Genomic DNA, 16,133 nt, shown 5'->3' with positions numbered 1-16,133 from the left:
CGAGCACCGAGCTTCTACGAGCACCGAGCTTCTACAGGCACCGAGCTTCCACGAGCACTGACGGCGGATACCGACGCCTGTACGCCTCCTGGGATCACCCCTCGGGGTGAATTCGGTATCGGTTCGCTTACAGACGGCAACTTCCGTACCCGAGCGGCAGTCAGTTGCTGTGACATACACAGACGCCTCGCGGCACAGGCGCCACATACGACACCGCACTCTTGGGGAGCGCATATGCACATCAGGGGCGACCAGGCCCAGCTGGTCGTCGGGGGACGCCTCGACGTACGCAGCGCGGCGGACGCCCGTACGGTCCTGCACTCGGCCGTCGACGACGGCGCCGGCGACCTGGTGCTCGACCTGTCCGAACTCGACTCGTGGGACGCCACGGGACTCGGCGTCATCATGGGCGCCCACCGGCGCGCCGGACGCTGCGGCCGCCGCCTGGTGCTGCGCGGCGTACCCCCGCAGATGCAGCGCCTCCTCGTCGCCACCCGACTCCACCGCATCCTCGCCATCGAAGGCGGCATCGGGGTCGAATCCCTCCCTCGCGTATAAGCCGCGCGAGGGGGGCGGGAGCGCTCCCTCACGCACAATCCTCACGAGACTGTGACGTCTCGGACCGGGCGGTACCCCGCCTTCCACAGGGATACTGAAGAAGGTTTAGGGTTCGGTCGCCTGCCGATAGACGAACCCGCACGGGGGGCACCGGACCAGAAGCGACAGCGCGGTGTGCTCAAGGCCGGAGGGGGCTTCGCACACGACGCATCTGGGGGGCTGAGACCATGGACCCGATGAACCGGGGACCGGAAGAGTACGGCCACGACGGTGACGGCCGCGAAGGCGCGGGGATCGACCGTGAGGGCACCCACGACGACAGCGCGACGGCCCCCGAGCACCAGACGCCACAGGACGCACCACCGGGCCCGCCCCCATCGGGCCCGTCGGCCACCGCCGACTTCGGGCCGCCCGCCGTCGCCCGCACCGTCCAAGTCGTGTCCGGCGACTTCCTGCTCACCGTGAACCCCGTCGACGGCAGCGAGATAGAGCCCTGCCCGCCGGGGGAGCGGCCCGGGCCTCCGCCCAGGCACTCCGCCGTCGAACGCGCCGAACGCCGCCGCGCCGCCCAGCCGCCCGTGCCGCCGGGCCCCGCCCTGCCCCGGCTGCCGCTGCTCGAACGGCAGGAGGAGCGCGAGCGCCTGGTGCGCCTCCTCGCCCGCGGCCGCTCCGTGCGCCTCACCGGCCCCGCCGGATCCGGCCGCACGGCGCTGCTCGCCGCCGTCGCCGAGGACTGCGCGGACCTCGCCCCCGACGGCGTGATCCGCCTCAGCGGCTACCACCGCACCGTCGGCGACCTGCTACACGACCTCTTCGCCGCCGTCCACGACGCGCCCCTGCACCGCCCCGACCCGGCCCTGCTGCGCGAACTGCTCCGCGACATCGGCGCCGTCGTCGTCCTCGACGACCTGGAGTTCGGCGGCGCCGCCCTCGAAGAGCTCCTGGACGCGACCCCCGAGTGCGCCTTCCTCGTCGCCGCGACGCCCGACATCGCCGCGCCCTCGCCCGAGTCCCACCTCGAAGAGGTCTTCCTCGGCGGCCTCGGCCGCGGCGGCGGCCTGGAACTCCTCGAGCGCGTCGTCGGCCGCGTCCTCACCGACGACGAGGCCAACTGGGCCGGCGACCTGTGGTTCGAGTCCGAGGGCCTGCCGCTGCGCTTCGTCCAGGCCGGAGCCCTGCTGCGCCAGCGCGACCGGCTCCTCGCCGACCCCGGCGCCTTCGACGAGTACGGCCCCGACCAGGGCCCCGGCTACGACGCGCCGTTCGACGCCACCGGGCACGACGTACCGCTGCCCTCCCTCGCCGACGGTGCCGCGCCCGCCGCGCTGCTCGCCTCCCGGCTCAGCGCGTCCGCGCGCGCCGCGCTGCGGCTCGCCGTCGCGCTCGGCGGCGAACTGCCGCACCCGGCCCATCTGCCCGCGCTCGTCGGCGACACCCACGCCGACGCCGCGCTCGGCGAGCTGGTCGACTGCGCCCTCGTCACCCCGGTCGGCGGCCACTACCGCCTCGCGGCCGGAGTGCGCACCCAGCTGGAGGGCGCCGGATACGCCGACGAAGCCGCCGCGAACGCCCAGTCCGCCGCGCGGCACTACGCCTGGTGGTCCGGACACCCCTCGGTGGCCCCCGAGCGGGTCGCCGCCGAAGCCGACGCGATCCTCGCGGCGCTCACCGCCCTGGTCAACGGCCCCGGCACCGGGGCCGACAGTGGCGCCGAGCCGTCCGCCGCGGTGCTCCTCGCCCGCACGGCCGCGCCCGCCTTCGCCGGGGGACTGAACTGGGGTGCCTGGGAGCGGGCGCTCAGGTCCGGGCAGGAGGCCTCCCGCACCTCCGGCGAGGTCGCCGAAGAGGCCTACTTCCACCACGAGTTGGGCATCCTCGCGCTCTGCGCCGGACGCCTCGACCGGGCCCGCGCCGAGCTGGAGGCCTCCATCGGCCTGCGCGGCGCACTCGCCGACAAGCGCGGCATGATCGCCGGCCGCAGGGCGCTCGCCCTGGTCGCCGACCGCTCCGGCGGGATGCTGCCGGACGGCAGGTCGGCGGCGGGCGAGGAGGTGCCCGACGCCCGGTACGACGAGTCGGCGTCCCCGCCCGGCGGCATCCCCGCCGCGTTCGCGCTGCCCGCGCCGCCGCCCCCGGAGGCCGACACCGTCGTCACCCGACAGGCCGTCCCCGCGACGGGCCCCGGCTCGGCCGCGGGCTCCGGGGCCGGTTCCGGATCGACGCGCCGCTCCATCGTGCGCGGCACCCGGCGCAACCTGGTCGCGGCCGGGGCGGGCGCGCTGCTCGTCGCGGTGCTCGGCACGGTGGTGACGCTGGGCGCGACCTCCGGCAAGGACGACGGGACGCCCGACCGGGTCCGCACCGACCAGTCGGCCAGCGCGGACGACGACGGCGGCGGGCTCGGCGCGGACAAGCCGAGCGACGGCTCCTCGGCAGGGCCGGCCGACCCCGGCAAGGACGGCGTGCCCGGCACCTCCGACGACCCGAAGCCCGGCGCGAGCGGCAGGCCGTCGGAGAGCGACGGTCCGAAGGACCCGTCGGACAAGCCGAGCGGCAAGCCCACGAAGCCATCGGGCAAGCCCAGCGACAAGCCGACCAAGCCGACGCACAAGCCCACGAAGCCGACGGACAAGCCGACCAAGCCCACGAAGCCGCCGACGAAGCCGCCCACGACTCCGCCGACGACCCCGCCCACCACGCCGCCGACCACACCGCCGCCGACCACCCCGTCGTCGCCGCCGTCCTCGCCGGACACCACCAACTCGGCGAGCGGCCCGGCGTCGTCGAGCCCGGCCACCTCCGGCCCGGTGACGGGCGGCACGTCCGGGTCCGGCTCGTCGCCGGTGATCTGACGGGCGTACGCGCCGACGGAGGCGCACGGACCCGACGGAAGCGTACGGACACACAGGGGCGCGCCCGCGAGTCGTCGCGCCCCCTGGGGCGGGCACGCGCCACGCGCGAAGGGGCCGGACTCCCTTGGGAGTCCGGCCCCTTCGTACGCGTGGGTCGCCCCGGGGGGCGGGTGGTTCAGAACAGGCGCAGCTTGTCGTCCTCGATGCCGCGCAGGGCGTCGTAGTCGAGGACGGCGCAGCCGATGCCGCGGTCGGTGGCGAGCACGCGCGCCTGGGGCTTGATCTCCTGGGCGGCGAAGATGCCCTTGACCGGAGCCAGGTGCGGGTCGCGGTTCAACAGCTCCAGATAGCGGGTCAGTTGCTCGACGCCGTCGATCTCGCCACGGCGCTTGATCTCGACGGCGACCGTCTGCCCGTCGGCGTCGCGGCACAGGATGTCGACCGGGCCGATCGCCGTCATGTACTCGCGGCGGATCAGCGTATATCCCTCACCGAGTGTCTCGATCCGGTCGGCGAGCAGCTCCTGAAGGTGTGCTTCCACGCCGTCCTTGATGAGCCCCGGGTCGACACCCAGTTCGTGCGAGGAGTCGTGGAGGACTTCCTCCATGGTGATGATGAGTTTCTCGCCCGCCTTGTTGATGACGGTCCACACACCGGCGTCGTCGCCGGAGCCCTCCTTCAGGGTGCACGGCGGCGACATCCAGTTGAGGGGCTTGTAGGCCCGGTCGTCAGCGTGAATGGAGACGCTTCCGTCCGCCTTGACGAGGATCAGGCGGGGAGCCGACGGGAGGTGGGCGGTGAGCCGGCCCGCGTAGTCCACGGAGCAGCGGGCGATGACGAGACGCATGGTCGGCAACGCTACTCGACGCGGGGTGGTGCGGCGAATTCCGTGTTCGCTCCCGACTCGGAAGCCCCCTGGACCGCACCACTTGTCCAGCGATGAACCCGTTCGATCCTGGCCGGTTATGCGCCCAATCTCCTGGTGGTCCACCGAGCCGTTGCCTACCGTATAAGCAGGAGGTCGTCGCACGTGCACGCTGCGTATGCGAGCTCCTTCCCTGTCCGTAAGCCCCTGCTCCGTGGGGGTGCGAGAGGAGAACCCATGTCGCTCGACGTCTCACCGGCACTGTTGGAACAGGCCGAGCGAGGCGAGGTCGACGAAGCAGCATTCGTCGACTGCGTCCGGACCTCCCTGCCTTACGCGTGGGAGATGGTCAGCTCCCTGGTGGCCCAGTTGAAGGTCGACGGCGGTGAGTTCGCCGACAACCAGACGCCGCCGCCGGACGAGCAGGCGCGCGGTCAGTTGCTCCGCGCGCTCGCGAGTGACGCGATTCGCGGCGCCCTGCAGCGCCACTTCGGAGTCCGTCTGGCGTTCCAGAACTGCCACCGTGTGGCGGTGTTCCCCCTGGACGGCTCCGCGGACGACAGGCTGGCCAAGTTCACTTCGATCCGCGGCCAGTTGTTGAACCAGTCGCCTGAGCTTCGCGACTGCTGAGGACAGTTGCTGCCGCTCCGTACGCGGGAGGTGTTTCAGTCCGGGGCGGCAGCCCCTCATACGGCGTTCGCCCCGTCGAACGGGGACGTCCGGGCCGTGCTTCTGTCCGCGGCCCGTCTCAGGTGAGCAGGGGCCGCACTTCCGCGCCCAGGCGGCGCACGTTCTCCTCTGTCGTCGCGAGATCGCCCGAGCCCTCCACGAGCAACGCGAAGCGTGTGATGCCGGTGCGCTCCGAGGTCGCCGCGAGGCGGTCCGCGCACACCTGCGGCGTTCCCACGGGGTGGATGCCGCACAGCAGTTCCGTGTAGCCGAGCGGGTCGCGCATGGCGCGAACGCGGCCGTCGACCGTGACATGGGCGTCGAGGCCGTACTTCAGCCAGCCCGGCATCGCCTTCGTGAGCGTCTCGTTGGCCTCCACGCGCCGGTCCGCGATCTGCGCGACTCCGGCCGAGACGTGCGCGGCCCGCGCCACCTCGTCCGGCGTGCGCCCCGCGGCGCGCGCGTGCCTGTTCCACAACGCCACCATTTCGGCCTTCTCCTCGTCGCCCACGTGCATGCCGAGGAGCATCGGCAGGCCGCGGGCCGCGGCAAGGCGGACGCTGGACGGCGAGGTGCAGGCGACGACCACCTCGGGGCCCGCGGCCGGCCCGGCCCGGTCCGGCTCCGGCGGCGCGGGCAGGTCCGGGAACGGGGCCGAGGGCCCGCCGAGGGACTCCGTCGGGCGCGGCACGACCGCGACGTCACGGAAGGTGAACCGGCCGCCGGGACCCGCCACCCGGCCCGCCCCGCTGAGCCAGCTGAGCAGCAGGTCGAGGGATTCTGGGAACCCCTTCTCGTACGCCTCGATGCCCGAGCCGAAGACTTCCAGGTCCACCCAGGGACCACCGCGGCCCACGCCCAGCGAGAAGCGCCCGCCGGAGGTGACGTGCAGCAGCGCGGCCTGCTCGCCGAGGGCCACGGGGTGGACGGTGGGCAGCACGCTGACGGCCGTGCCGACGCGGATGCGGCGGGTGCGGCCGAGCAGCAGGGCCGCGAGCGTGATCGCGGAAGGACAGGTGCCGTACGGCACGAAGTGGTGTTCGGCGAGCCAGGCCGAATCGAGGCCCGCTTCCTCGGCGACTTCGACGGACCGCACGGCGCGGTGCAGTGCTTCCCCGTGGCCCTGACCCGGGAACTGGGCGGCCAGCACAAAACTTCCTAAGCGCATCGAACTTCCTGCCTCCTTGGCACCGACGCAGGCACTCCCCTACCGGCAACAACGCGTGACAAGTGCCAAAGGCACGGCTTCGCGGGCGGATTGGCAGATTTTCTGCGCGGCACAGGGGGGTCTGTGGGGGTTGGTGGAGGACATGTACCCCTCTGTACGGTGCGTAGGCTGGGCATACGCCCGCCCGCTGTCGGCGGCCCGCCCAGCCAAGCCCTCGTCCCTTCGTGAGGTGTCCCGTGTCGCCGCGTCGCAACCGCCCCAAGGGCGCCGGAGATCCCAGGCCGGGCCAAGGTCCCCAGGAGGCGGAGCCGTCCGGCCGCTACGGCGGCTTCCAGCGTGCCGAGAGCTGGCAGGGCGAGGAGTGGAGCGTGCGCCATGTCGCGGGCGCGAGCGCGGCCGGCAAGACCTACCGCTGCCCGGGCTGCGACCAGGAGATCCCCTCCGGGCTCGCGCACGTGGTCGCCTGGCCCGAGCACTCGGGCGTGGACGAGCGCAGGCACTGGCACACGGCGTGCTGGAACGCGAAGGACCGCCGCACCACGCGGGTGCGGCGGTCCCGTAACGCGCCGAGGTACTAGGGCCGTTCCCGCGGGGCGGGCCCGGTCCGGTCAGACGTCGCGCTTCTCCAGGAGGGCGAAGGCGCCGATCACGGCGGCGGCCGTGATCACGACGAGCAGCATCAGCTGGGACGTGCCCGTGCTGGTGCTGTCGAGGCCGTCGATCCGGAAGATCTTGGCGAGCGAGTTGATGGCGTTGTAGTCGGCCATCTTGTCGCCGAGCTTCTGGGTGCTGTCCCAGATGCCGAGGAAGCCCGGCAGGATCGCGGGCACGAGGACCACGCCGAGCATCGTCGTGATGGCACCGGCGGAGTGGCGCAGCATGGAGCCGACGGCGAGCGCGAGCACGCCGAGCAGCGAGACGTACAGGGCGCCCTTGACGACCGTGCCGCCCCAGGCGATGTCGCCCGCCTCCGGGCCGCTGTGCGCGCCCGACGCCATCAGGCCCACGAGCAGGATCGAGCCCGCGGACGCCACGAAGGCGATGATGAAGAAGATCAGTGCCTTCGCCGCGAGCACGCGGTGGCGCTGCGGCGAGGCGGTGAACGTGGTGCGGATCATGCCGGTGCCGTACTCGGACGAGGTCACCAGGACGCCCAGGGTGATCAGGCAGATCTGGCCGAGCATCAGGCCGAAGAACGCCGGGACCGTGAACGGCACGTCGCGGTAGTCGTCGGCCTGGGTGTTCGCGACGGCGAGCAGGCCGATGCCGATGACGAGGATCAGGAAGATGCTCAGCGTCCACACCGTGGAGCGGACCGACTTGATCTTCGTCCACTCGGAGGCGAGGGCGTGCCCGAGGTTGGTCTTCTTGATCGGGATCGGCGAGGTGTAGGCGTTGTTCATCGCCTGCTGCCAGGCCGACGGCGGGGCCGGGGCGGCGGGCGCGGGCGCGGCGGGGGCGCCCGCCATGGCCGGGGCGCCGTGCGGCACGGGGGCCCCGGCGTGCGCGTAGGCCTGCTGGGGCTGCTGCGCGGGGGGCTGCGGGGCCGGGGCGGCGTGGGCCGCCTGGTCCTGCGGCTGCGGGGGCTGCTGGGGCTGCGCCTGCGGCTGCTGCGGAGTCGGAGGCGTGGTCATCGGGATGCATCCTCGTTGTCGGTGGCGCGCTTCGTCATCTCGGGCGCGGGGGCGGGGGCGGCGGCCGGGGCCTGGGGGGCCGCGGCGTACGGGTTCGCGTCGGGGGCGGGCGGCGCGGCCGGAGCGGCCTGCGGCATCGCGCCCTGCGGCATCGCGAAGGGCTGGCCGCCCTGCTGGGGCGGCGGCGGGGCGTACCAGCCGGGCTGTCCCTGGCCGGGCATCGGCAGCTGGGGCTGCTGCGGCTGCGCCATGGCGCCGGGCGGGAGCTGCTGCAGGCCCGCGCGCTGGTCGGCGGTGGAGCGGTAGTCGACGGCGCCCTGCGTCATGCGCATGTACGCCTCTTCGAGCGAGGCCTGGTGCGGCGAGAGCTCCCACAGGCGGACGTCCGCGCCGTGCGCGAGGTCACTGATGCGGGGCAGCGGCAGGCCGGTGACGCGGAGCGCGCCGTCCTGCTCGGGCAGCACCTGGCCGCCGGCCTCGGTGAGCGCGGCGGTGAGCTTCTCGCGCTGCTGCGGGTCGGTGTCCGGGGTGCGCACCCGGGCGAAGTCCGCGGAGTTCGTCGAGATGAAGTCCCGGACGCTCATGTCCGCGAGCAACTGCCCGCGGCCGATGACGATCAGGTGCTCGGCGGTGAGCGCCATCTCGCTCATCAGGTGCGAGGAGACGAAGACGGTACGTCCCTCCGCCGCGAGCGACTTCATCAGGTTGCGCACCCAGAGGATGCCCTCGGGGTCGAGGCCGTTGACCGGCTCGTCGAAGAGCAGCACCTGCGGGTCGCCGAGCAGCGCGGCGGCGATGCCGAGGCGCTGGCCCATGCCGAGCGAGAAGCCCTTGGAGCGCTTCCGCGCCACCTCCTGGAGGCCGACGACGCCGAGCACCTCGTCCACGCGCCGGGCCGGGATGCCGGAGAGCTGCGCGAGGCACAGCAGGTGGTTGCGGGCGTGCCGACCGCCGTGCACCGCCTTGGCGTCGAGCAGGGCGCCGACCTGACGGGGCGCGTTCGGCAGCTTGCGGTACGGGTAGCCGCCGATCGTCACCTGCCCCTGCGAGGGCGCGTCGAGCCCGAGGATCATGCGCATCGTCGTCGACTTGCCGGACCCGTTGGGGCCGAGGAAGCCGGTCACGGTGCCGGGCCGCACCTGGAAGGAAAGGTTGTACACGGCTGTCTTGGCGCCGTAGCGCTTCGTCAGGCCGACTGCCTCGATCATTCTCCGCACCCATCGAATGGTTCAGGACGTCGGGGCACACGCCCCCGTAAGGGTTAGGAGGATATCTGCGGGCTGACGGTTCCAGCCAAGAGCAAGTAAAACTCCGGTCAAACCGGAGGGGCCGGGGCGGGCAGGGGCCCTGCTGAGGCGCGGGTCAGGCGTCGCGCTTCTTCAGTAGGGCGTAGCCGCCGAGGAGGGCCAGGGCCGTCCACGCCACCATGATGGCGAGGCCGCCCCAGGGGCCGTACGGGGTGTCGTCGTCGAAGGGGGTTTTGACCTGCATGATCTTGCTGCCGGCCTGGTCGGGGAGGAAGCGGCCGATCTTCTTCGTCGCCGAGACATTGCCGAGGATGCTGGAGATCAGGAAGAAGAACGGCATCAGGATGCCGAGGGACAGCATCGGGCTGCGGAGCATCGCGGCGACGCCCATCGAGAACATCGCGATCAGCGTCATGTAGAGCCCGCCGCCGATGACCGCCCGCAGCACGCCCGGATCGCCGATGTGAGCCCTGTGCTCGCCGAGCATGGCCTGGCCGAGGAAGAACGCGACGAAGCTGGTGGCGACGCCGACCACGAAGGCGAGCAGCGCGGCGACCGTGACCTTGCTGAACAGGAACGTGCCGCGCTGCGGGACCGCCGCGAGCGAGGTGCGGATCATGCCGGTGTTGTACTCGTTGGAGACCACCAGGACACCGAAGACGATCATCGCGAGCTGGCCGAGCGACATCCCGGCGAAGCTGATGTACGTCGGATCGAAGGTGATCTTGTCCTCGCGGCTGAGGCTGTCGTAGTCGTTCTTGGACAGGACGCTGATCAGCATGCCGAGGGCGATCGTGACGACGACGGCGAGGCCGAGCGTCCAGACGGTCGAGGCGACCGAGCGGATCTTGGTCCACTCCGACCTGAGTACCTGCGTGGCGGCCATGGCTCAGTTCCCCTTCCCCGGCTGCTGCCAGCCCGAGCCCCAGCCCTGCCCCGGGCCTGGGGGAGTCCCGCCGGGAGGTGGCGTCGGGCCGGGGGCCGCGGCGCCGGGACCCTGGTGGTCGGCGTGTGCGTGGTACTCCACCGACTCGGCCGTGAGCTGCATGAACGCTTCCTCCAACGAGGCCTGCTGCGGGCTGAGTTCATGCAGGACGAGCTGGTGCTGCGCGGCCAGCTCCCCCAGCCGTTCGGGGCCCGCGCCGTCCACTTCGAGGCTGCCGTTGCCCGCCTCGACGGCGGTGATGCCCGCCTCGTGCAGCACGTCGAGCAGCCGCTCGCGCTGCGGGGAGCGCAGCCGGACGTAGGAGCGCGAGTTCTGCCGGATGAACTCCGACATGGAGGTGTCGGCGAGCAGCCGACCCTGGCCGATCACGACGAGGTGCTCGGCGGTGAGCGCCATCTCGCTCATCAGGTGCGAGGAGACGAAGACCGTGCGGCCCTGGGCGGCGAGGGACTTCATCAGGTTGCGGATCCAGTGGATGCCCTCGGGGTCGAGCCCGTTCACCGGCTCGTCGAACATCAGGATCTCGGGGTCGCCGAGCAGCGCGCCCGCGATGCCCAGGCGCTGGCCCATGCCGAGCGAGAAGCCCTTGGCCTTCTTCTTGGCGACCGCGGTCAGGCCGACGGTGTCCAGGACCTCATGGACCCGGGCGCGCGGGATGCCGTTGGACTGCGCGAGACACAGCAGGTGGTTGAAGGCGCTGCGGCCGCCGTGCATGGCCTTGGCGTCGAGGAGCGCGCCGATGTACTTCAGCGGGTCCTTCAGCTGGGCGTAGTGCTTGCCGTCGATGCGCACATCGCCCGCGGTCGGGTTGTCGAGCCCCAGCATCATCCGCATCGTCGTCGACTTGCCCGCGCCGTTCGGCCCGAGGAAGCCCGTGACGGTGCCCGGGTGGACGGTGAAGGTGAGGTTGTTGACGGCGACCTTCTCGCCGTACCGCTTGGTCAGACCCTCGAGCTCGATCATGCGCACACGCTAAAACGGGACGGAGCCCCCTGCCACTTGGCGTGGCAGGGGGCTCCGTCGTCGTTCACCCCGTGTTGGCGCTCTCCGCGTCAGCGGCTCTGCTGGGCCGGGACCCCCCGCGAGATCGGCTCGTCCTCCGTGGGCGTGCCCGCGGCGGCGACAGCCGCGCCGGTGAGCGTCGCGAGCATCTCGCGGACGTTCGTCAGCTGGGCGTTGATGGAGTCGCGGCGGTTGGTGAGAGCCGCGAGCTCCCGCTCCGATTCGCTGCGGATCCGGTCGGCCTTGGCGTTCGCGTCCGCGACGATGTCCTCGGCCTGGCGCTGTGCCGTCTCGACGGTCTGGCGGGCGCGGCGCTCGGCGTCCGTGCGCAGCTTCTCCGCCTCCAGGCGCAGCTGCTCCGCGCGGTGCTCGATCTCCGCGAGGCGCTTCTCGGCCTTGGCCTGACGCGAGGCCAGGTCCCGCTCGGACTGCTCCCGCCGCTTGGCGAGGTTCGTCTCGAAGTCGGCCGCGGCCTGGGCGGCCTTGGCGCGGGTCTCCTCGAAGAGGGCGTCCGCCTCCTCGCGCTTGGACTGCGCGTCCTTCTGCGCCTCGGCGCGCAGCGCGCTCGCCTCGCCCTTGGCCTTCTCGACGATGCGGACGCCCTCGTCCTCGGCCTTGGACTTGCGCTCGGCGGCGAACGACTCGGCGTCGTTGCGCACCTGCTGGGCGGCGGACTCGGCGAGCTCACGGTGCTGCTCGGCGGCGCGCCGCGCCTCCTCGCGCAGGTCCTTCGCCTCCTCCTCGGCGAGGCGGAGGATCTTCTCGACGCGAGCACCGAGACCGGCGTACGACGGCTCGGCGTCGGCCACCTGAGCCTGGGCGTTCTGCGTCTCGAGGTGGAGTTCCTCGATGCGCTTTTCCAGAGCAGTGATACGGGTGAGAGCGGAGTCTCGGTCGGAGACGAGCTTGGAGATACGTTCGTCCACCTGAGCGCGGTCGTACCCACGCCGCACAAGCTCGAAGCCGTAGGGGGAAGTGTCGCTCATGGGGTTCCTGTCGAATGAGACCGGGTGAGGTGATAGAGGGAATCCTAGGGGGCGTTGCGGCGTGTCATCGAGCGTATGCCCGTTTGATCTGGAGAATGACACCCCTTTTGAGTGGCTAACCGGCAGACTGCTTGCCAGCGACAGTGCCGAAGGTCCTCGCCGAGCACGGAACCGGCTCCGTGGCTAGCCTTCTGACGGCTTGCCACCCGAACGAGTCGCACCCGCAGCGGCCCCCGCCTTGACGCCACCGTCCTTGCCCCCGGTCTGCGGGGCCTCAAAGGATTCCAACGCCTCGAGCACGTCCTGGACACGGGAAATCTCCGCATTGATGTCCGCGCGGCGCCGCACGAGGACCTCGAGCTCCCGCTTGCCCTCGTCGACCATCCGCTCCGCCTCGGTCCGCGCCTCGTCGCGCAGCCGCTCGGCCTCGCGCACCAGCTCGGCCTTCTTCGTCCCGGCCTCCTTGAGCAGGCCCTCGGCCTTCTTCACGGCGGCGATCCGCACCGAACTGGCCTCCGAATTGGCGTCCGCGACCAGCTCCTTGGCCTTCGCCTCGGCCTCCGCCAACTGCTCCTCGGCGGCCTTGACCAGCGCGTCGCAGCGCTCGCCCGCGGTCTTCATCGCCTCCGCCGACTCGCGCCGGGCCCGCTCGTGCAGTTCCTCGATCTCCGACGTGATGCGGTCGCGGTGCTCCTCGGAGCGCTCCCTTATCGCCGTCGCGTCCCTGCGGGCCCCCACGAGCAGCTCGTCGGCGTCCATACGCGCCTTCTCCACCAGCGAGTTGCCCTCGACGGTGGCCTCGGCGACCAGACGCTCGGCCTCCTTGCGGGCCGCGCCGACCATCGTGTCGGCCTGCGCCTCCGCGTCCGTCGCCGACTTGAGCGCCTTCTCCTGGGCGTCCGCCGTCAGCTTCTCCGCCTCGGCCGCGGCCTCCGTGATGAGCGTGTCGACCTGCTCCGCGGCCTCCGTGCGCCGCTTGTTGGCCTCCTTGCGCGCCTCGTCGAGAGTGCGCTCGGCCTCCTCGCGGGCCTGGGCCGTGACCCGCTCGGCCTCGGCGTCGGCCTCCTCCTTGACGCGCGCGGACTCGGCGCGGATCCGCTCGGCCTGCTGCTGCGCCGAGCCCACGTTCTCCGCGGCCTCCGCGCGCAGCCGCTCGGCGTCGCCCGAGGCGTCCGAGATCAGCTGCTCGGCCTTCGCGACGGACTCGGCCCGCACCCGCTCGGCCTCGGTGGCCGTGTCGGCCTTGAGCCGGTCGGTCTCGGCGATCGTCTCCGCCGTGAGCCGCTCGGCCTCGCTGCGCGCCTCGCCGATCAGGGTGTCGGCCTGGCTCGCCGCGTCGTTGCGGATGCGGTTGGCGTCGTCGCGGGCGTCGGCACGCGTGCGGGCGGCGTCCTGCTCGGCCGTCGCGATGGTGTCCGACGCCTCCGTGCGCACCCGTTGGGCGTGCTCGGACGCGTCCGCACGCATCTGCTCGGACTCCGCGATCGCCTCCGCGACCGTGCGCTCGGCCAGCGCCTTGGCGGCCTCCGCCTCCCGCGCCGCCTCACTGCGCGTACGACTGGCGTCCTCGCCGGCCCGCTCCCGCTCCGCGTACGCGTCGGCGCGGACGCGGTCCGCCTCCTCCTGCGCCTCGGTGCGGGTGCGCTCCGCGGCGTGCTCGGCCGCCGACCGCAGGCCCGCGATCTCCTCCTGCGCCTGCTCCTGCAGCCCCGACACCGAGTCCCGGACCGACTGGGCCTTCTGCTCGGCCGCCGACACCAGCTCCGCGGCCCGCGCCTCGGCCTCCTCGACCAGGCGGACCGCCTCGGCCTGGGCCTCCTCCACGCGGTTGCGCGCCGACGCCAGCAGCTCCTCGCTCTGCTCGCGCGCCCGCTCCCGCTCCTGGTCGGCCTCCGTGCGCGCCGCGCCCAGGGTCTCCTCGGCCTCGCGCCGGCGCCGGACCGCCTCGTCCTGCGCGGCCGACAGGGCCTCGGCGGCCTCCGCGGCGACCCGCTCGGCGGCCGCGGCGGCCTCCGCGCGCACCCGGTCCGCGGACTCCTGCGCCTCGGTCTTCAGCCGCTCCGCCTCGGCGGCCGCGTCCGAACGCAGCCGCACCGCCACCGACTCGCCCTCGGCGCGCGCCTGCGAGGCGTCCGCCGCGGCCTCCGTGCGCAGCCGCTCGGCCTCCGTCTCCGCCTGCGACTGCAGCGCCCGGATCCGCTCGGCGGCCTCCGTGCGCAACCGCTCCGTCTCCTCGGCGGCCTCGCGCCGGATCCGCTCGGACTCGGCACGGGCGTCGCTCAGCGACTGCTCGGCCGCGGCCAGGCGCTCCTCGGCCTCCGTCTGCAGCCGGGCCAGCTCGGTGTCGGCCTCGGCCTTGCGGGCCGCGACCGCGCGCTCGGTCTCCTCGCGCAGCGACTGCGCCGCGGTCTGCGCCTCCGCCTTGACCGTCTCGGCCTGCTCGGCGGCTTCCGCGCGGTGCCGCTCGGCCTCCGCGCGGGTGCGCTCCAGGGTCTCCTCGGCCTGCTTGCGCAGGGACGTGGCCCGCTCGATGGCCTCCGTGCGGACCCGCTCGGCCTCGGTGGCCGCGGCCTGCCGGGCCTCCTCCGCGTCGGCCTTGGCCTTGCCGAGCAGCTCCTCGGCGGAGCGCGCCGCCTCCTCGATCTGCTGGACGGCCTCGCGCCGGGCCTCGCCGCGGATCTTCTCGCCCTCGGCGACCGCGTCGGCCCGCAACTGCTCGGCCTCGCCGCGCAGCCGCCGCGCCTCCTCCTGGAGCTCGACCGTCTTGGCGCGGTACTCCTTGGTGTCGTCCTTCGCCGCGCCCTTCAGCTGCTCGGCGATGTCGTGCGCCTCGCCGCGCAGCCGGTCGGCCTCGGCCTCCGCCTCGGCGCGGACCCGCTCGGCCTCCTCGGCGGCGGCGCGCGTGGTCGCCTTCGCCTCCTCGGACGCCTTGTCCAGGACCTCCTCGGCGGTCCGCGCGGCCTTCGCGATCTCCGACGCCGTCTCCTCGGCGGTGATCGAACGGGCCTTCTCCGCGGCGTCCGCGATCAGCTTCTCGGCCTCGGCGCGGGCGTCCTGGACCTTCTGCTCGGCGGCCTCCTTCGCGGCCTCGGCCTCCTTGGTGGCCTCGCCGACGAGCCGGGCCACCTGCTCCTTGGCCGTGCGCGTGCGCTGCTCGCCCGCGGCCTCGGCGGACGCCAGTTGCTTGGCCGCCGCCTCCTTGGCCTCGGCGACGACCTTGTCGGCCTCCGCGCGCGCCTCGCGCAGCGCCGTCTCGGCCTCCGCCATGCGCTGCTCGGCGCCGCGGCTCAGCTCGGCGGTCTTGCGGCGGGCCTGCTCGGACTCGGTGGCGGTGGAGGAGCGCAGCGCCTCGGCGTGCTCGGTGGCCTCCTGGGCCTGGGTGGAGGCGGCGTTGAGCAGGCGCTCGGCGTCGGCGCGGGCCCGGCGCAGGATCGCTTCGGCTTCCGCGCGGGCGCTCTCGGCGTCGGCGGTGAGCCGCTGGCGGGCCTGTTCGGCGACGCGCTCGGCCTCGGCGCGGGCGGCGGCGAGGGCCTGGTCGGCCTCGGCGCGCGACTCGTCGAGGAGGCGGCGGGCCTGCTGCTCGGTGCGGGCGCGCAGCTGCTCGGCCCACGCCACGTTCTCGTTGACGTGCGACTCGACGGTCTGGCGGCGCTCGTTCAGCTCCTGGTCGAGCTGCTGGCGCCGGGACACGGCCTCCGAGTGCAGCTCCGACTGCAGGCGGGCCTGCTGCTCGGCGTGCTCCTGGAGGATGCGCTGTGTCTGGGCGCGGGCCTCGCGCAGCTCGCGCTCGGCGTCGGCGCGCAACTGCTCGGCCTGCGCCTGCGCGTTCCGCAGGAGCTGCTCGGCCTGATAGCCGATGTCGGCGCTGTCGTAGGCAGGCCGGGACGCGAGGTTGCGGCGCGCCTCGTGCAGCTTGGCGCGCAACACCTCGACCTGGTAGCCGAGGTCCTCGGCGTGCTGGACGGCCTTCTCCCGCTCGGTCTTCAGCCGGTCCATCTCGGCTTCGAACCGTGAGAGATGGTCGGCCTCAGCCGGTCGTCGGCTGTCCTGGCTCTCGTAGCCCCGCACTGCGCGGTCCCATCCTTCCCCAAGCTCTCGGCTTCGCTCGAGCAGGGGAGACCCGACTCCTGGTCTCATGTCCCTGACGTACGAGCCCCGTCCATCCGCCGAACGGGGCCCCCGGAGAATGGTGTCAGATCAACAGTG

General features: G+C 73.0%; 12 protein-coding genes. 4 read left to right on the top strand and 8 right to left on the bottom strand.

All coding sequences use genetic code 11. From position 1 onward, the window contains the following. The first annotated feature begins 234 nt into the window (after positions 1-234). A complete protein-coding gene (locus ACZ6BG_RS08995) occupies positions 235-558 on the top strand; it encodes an STAS domain-containing protein (RefSeq protein WP_030361223.1) in 324 nt (107 codons plus the stop codon). A gap of 227 nt (positions 559-785) precedes the next feature. Beyond that, positions 786-3,410, top strand: coding sequence for an ATP-binding protein (locus tag ACZ6BG_RS08990; RefSeq protein ID WP_468998844.1), 2,625 nt, complete (start codon positions 786-788; stop codon positions 3,408-3,410). Positions 3,411-3,585: 175 nt separating this feature from the next. Here ACZ6BG_RS08990 and nucS read toward each other — a convergent pair whose 3' ends face one another. Further along, entirely contained in the window at positions 3,586-4,257 is a 672-nt protein-coding gene (gene nucS / locus ACZ6BG_RS08985; protein ID WP_468998842.1) for an endonuclease NucS, read from the bottom strand. Between the two features lie 255 nt (positions 4,258-4,512). Between nucS and ACZ6BG_RS08980 the strand changes: the two genes are divergently transcribed. Further along, on the top strand, positions 4,513-4,905 hold the full coding sequence (locus tag ACZ6BG_RS08980) for an SCO5389 family protein (RefSeq protein WP_016643275.1): 393 nt from the start codon (positions 4,513-4,515) through the stop codon (positions 4,903-4,905). Between the two features lie 118 nt (positions 4,906-5,023). Here the strand turns inward: ACZ6BG_RS08980 and ACZ6BG_RS08975 are convergent, their stop codons facing one another. After that, complete coding sequence (locus tag ACZ6BG_RS08975; protein WP_468998837.1) at positions 5,024-6,112, bottom strand: LLM class flavin-dependent oxidoreductase; 1,089 nt, start codon at positions 6,110-6,112, stop codon at positions 5,024-5,026. Between the two features lie 236 nt (positions 6,113-6,348). Here ACZ6BG_RS08975 and ACZ6BG_RS08970 point away from each other — a divergent pair, with 236 nt between their 5' ends. After that, entirely contained in the window at positions 6,349-6,690 is a 342-nt protein-coding gene (locus tag ACZ6BG_RS08970; protein WP_468998835.1) for an ATP/GTP-binding protein, read from the top strand. A gap of 30 nt (positions 6,691-6,720) precedes the next feature. Here the strand turns inward: ACZ6BG_RS08970 and ACZ6BG_RS08965 are convergent, their stop codons facing one another. From ACZ6BG_RS08965 to scy, 6 genes are all read right to left on the bottom strand, one after another. Beyond that, positions 6,721-7,581 carry an ABC transporter permease gene (locus ACZ6BG_RS08965; RefSeq protein WP_469000158.1) on the bottom strand — a complete coding sequence of 287 codons (861 nt, stop codon included), beginning with the start codon at positions 7,579-7,581 and terminating at the stop codon, positions 6,721-6,723. Between the two features lie 161 nt (positions 7,582-7,742). After that, positions 7,743-8,954, bottom strand: a complete 1,212-nt coding sequence (locus ACZ6BG_RS08960; protein WP_468998833.1) for an ATP-binding cassette domain-containing protein — start codon at positions 8,952-8,954, stop codon at positions 7,743-7,745. Between the two features lie 154 nt (positions 8,955-9,108). Beyond that, positions 9,109-9,879, bottom strand: coding sequence for an ABC transporter permease (locus tag ACZ6BG_RS08955; protein ID WP_468998831.1), 771 nt, complete (start codon positions 9,877-9,879; stop codon positions 9,109-9,111). 3 nt (positions 9,880-9,882) lie between these two features. Beyond that, on the bottom strand, positions 9,883-10,902 hold the full coding sequence (locus ACZ6BG_RS08950; RefSeq protein ID WP_468998829.1) for an ABC transporter ATP-binding protein: 1,020 nt from the start codon (positions 10,900-10,902) through the stop codon (positions 9,883-9,885). Positions 10,903-10,991: 89 nt separating this feature from the next. Then, a complete protein-coding gene (locus ACZ6BG_RS08945; RefSeq protein ID WP_468452396.1) occupies positions 10,992-11,927 on the bottom strand; it encodes a cellulose-binding protein in 936 nt (311 codons plus the stop codon). A 183-nt stretch (positions 11,928-12,110) separates the two neighbouring features. Next, positions 12,111-15,995: a polarized growth protein Scy gene (gene scy, locus ACZ6BG_RS08940; RefSeq protein ID WP_468998826.1), complete on the bottom strand. Its 3,885-nt coding sequence runs from the start codon at positions 15,993-15,995 to the stop codon at positions 12,111-12,113. Positions 15,996-16,133: the final 138 nt, after the last annotated feature.

Source organism: Streptomyces sp. NPDC041205 (assembly GCF_055591765.1).
Note: the sequence above shows the minus strand (reverse complement) of the source record. Positions and strands in the feature narration are given on the sequence as shown.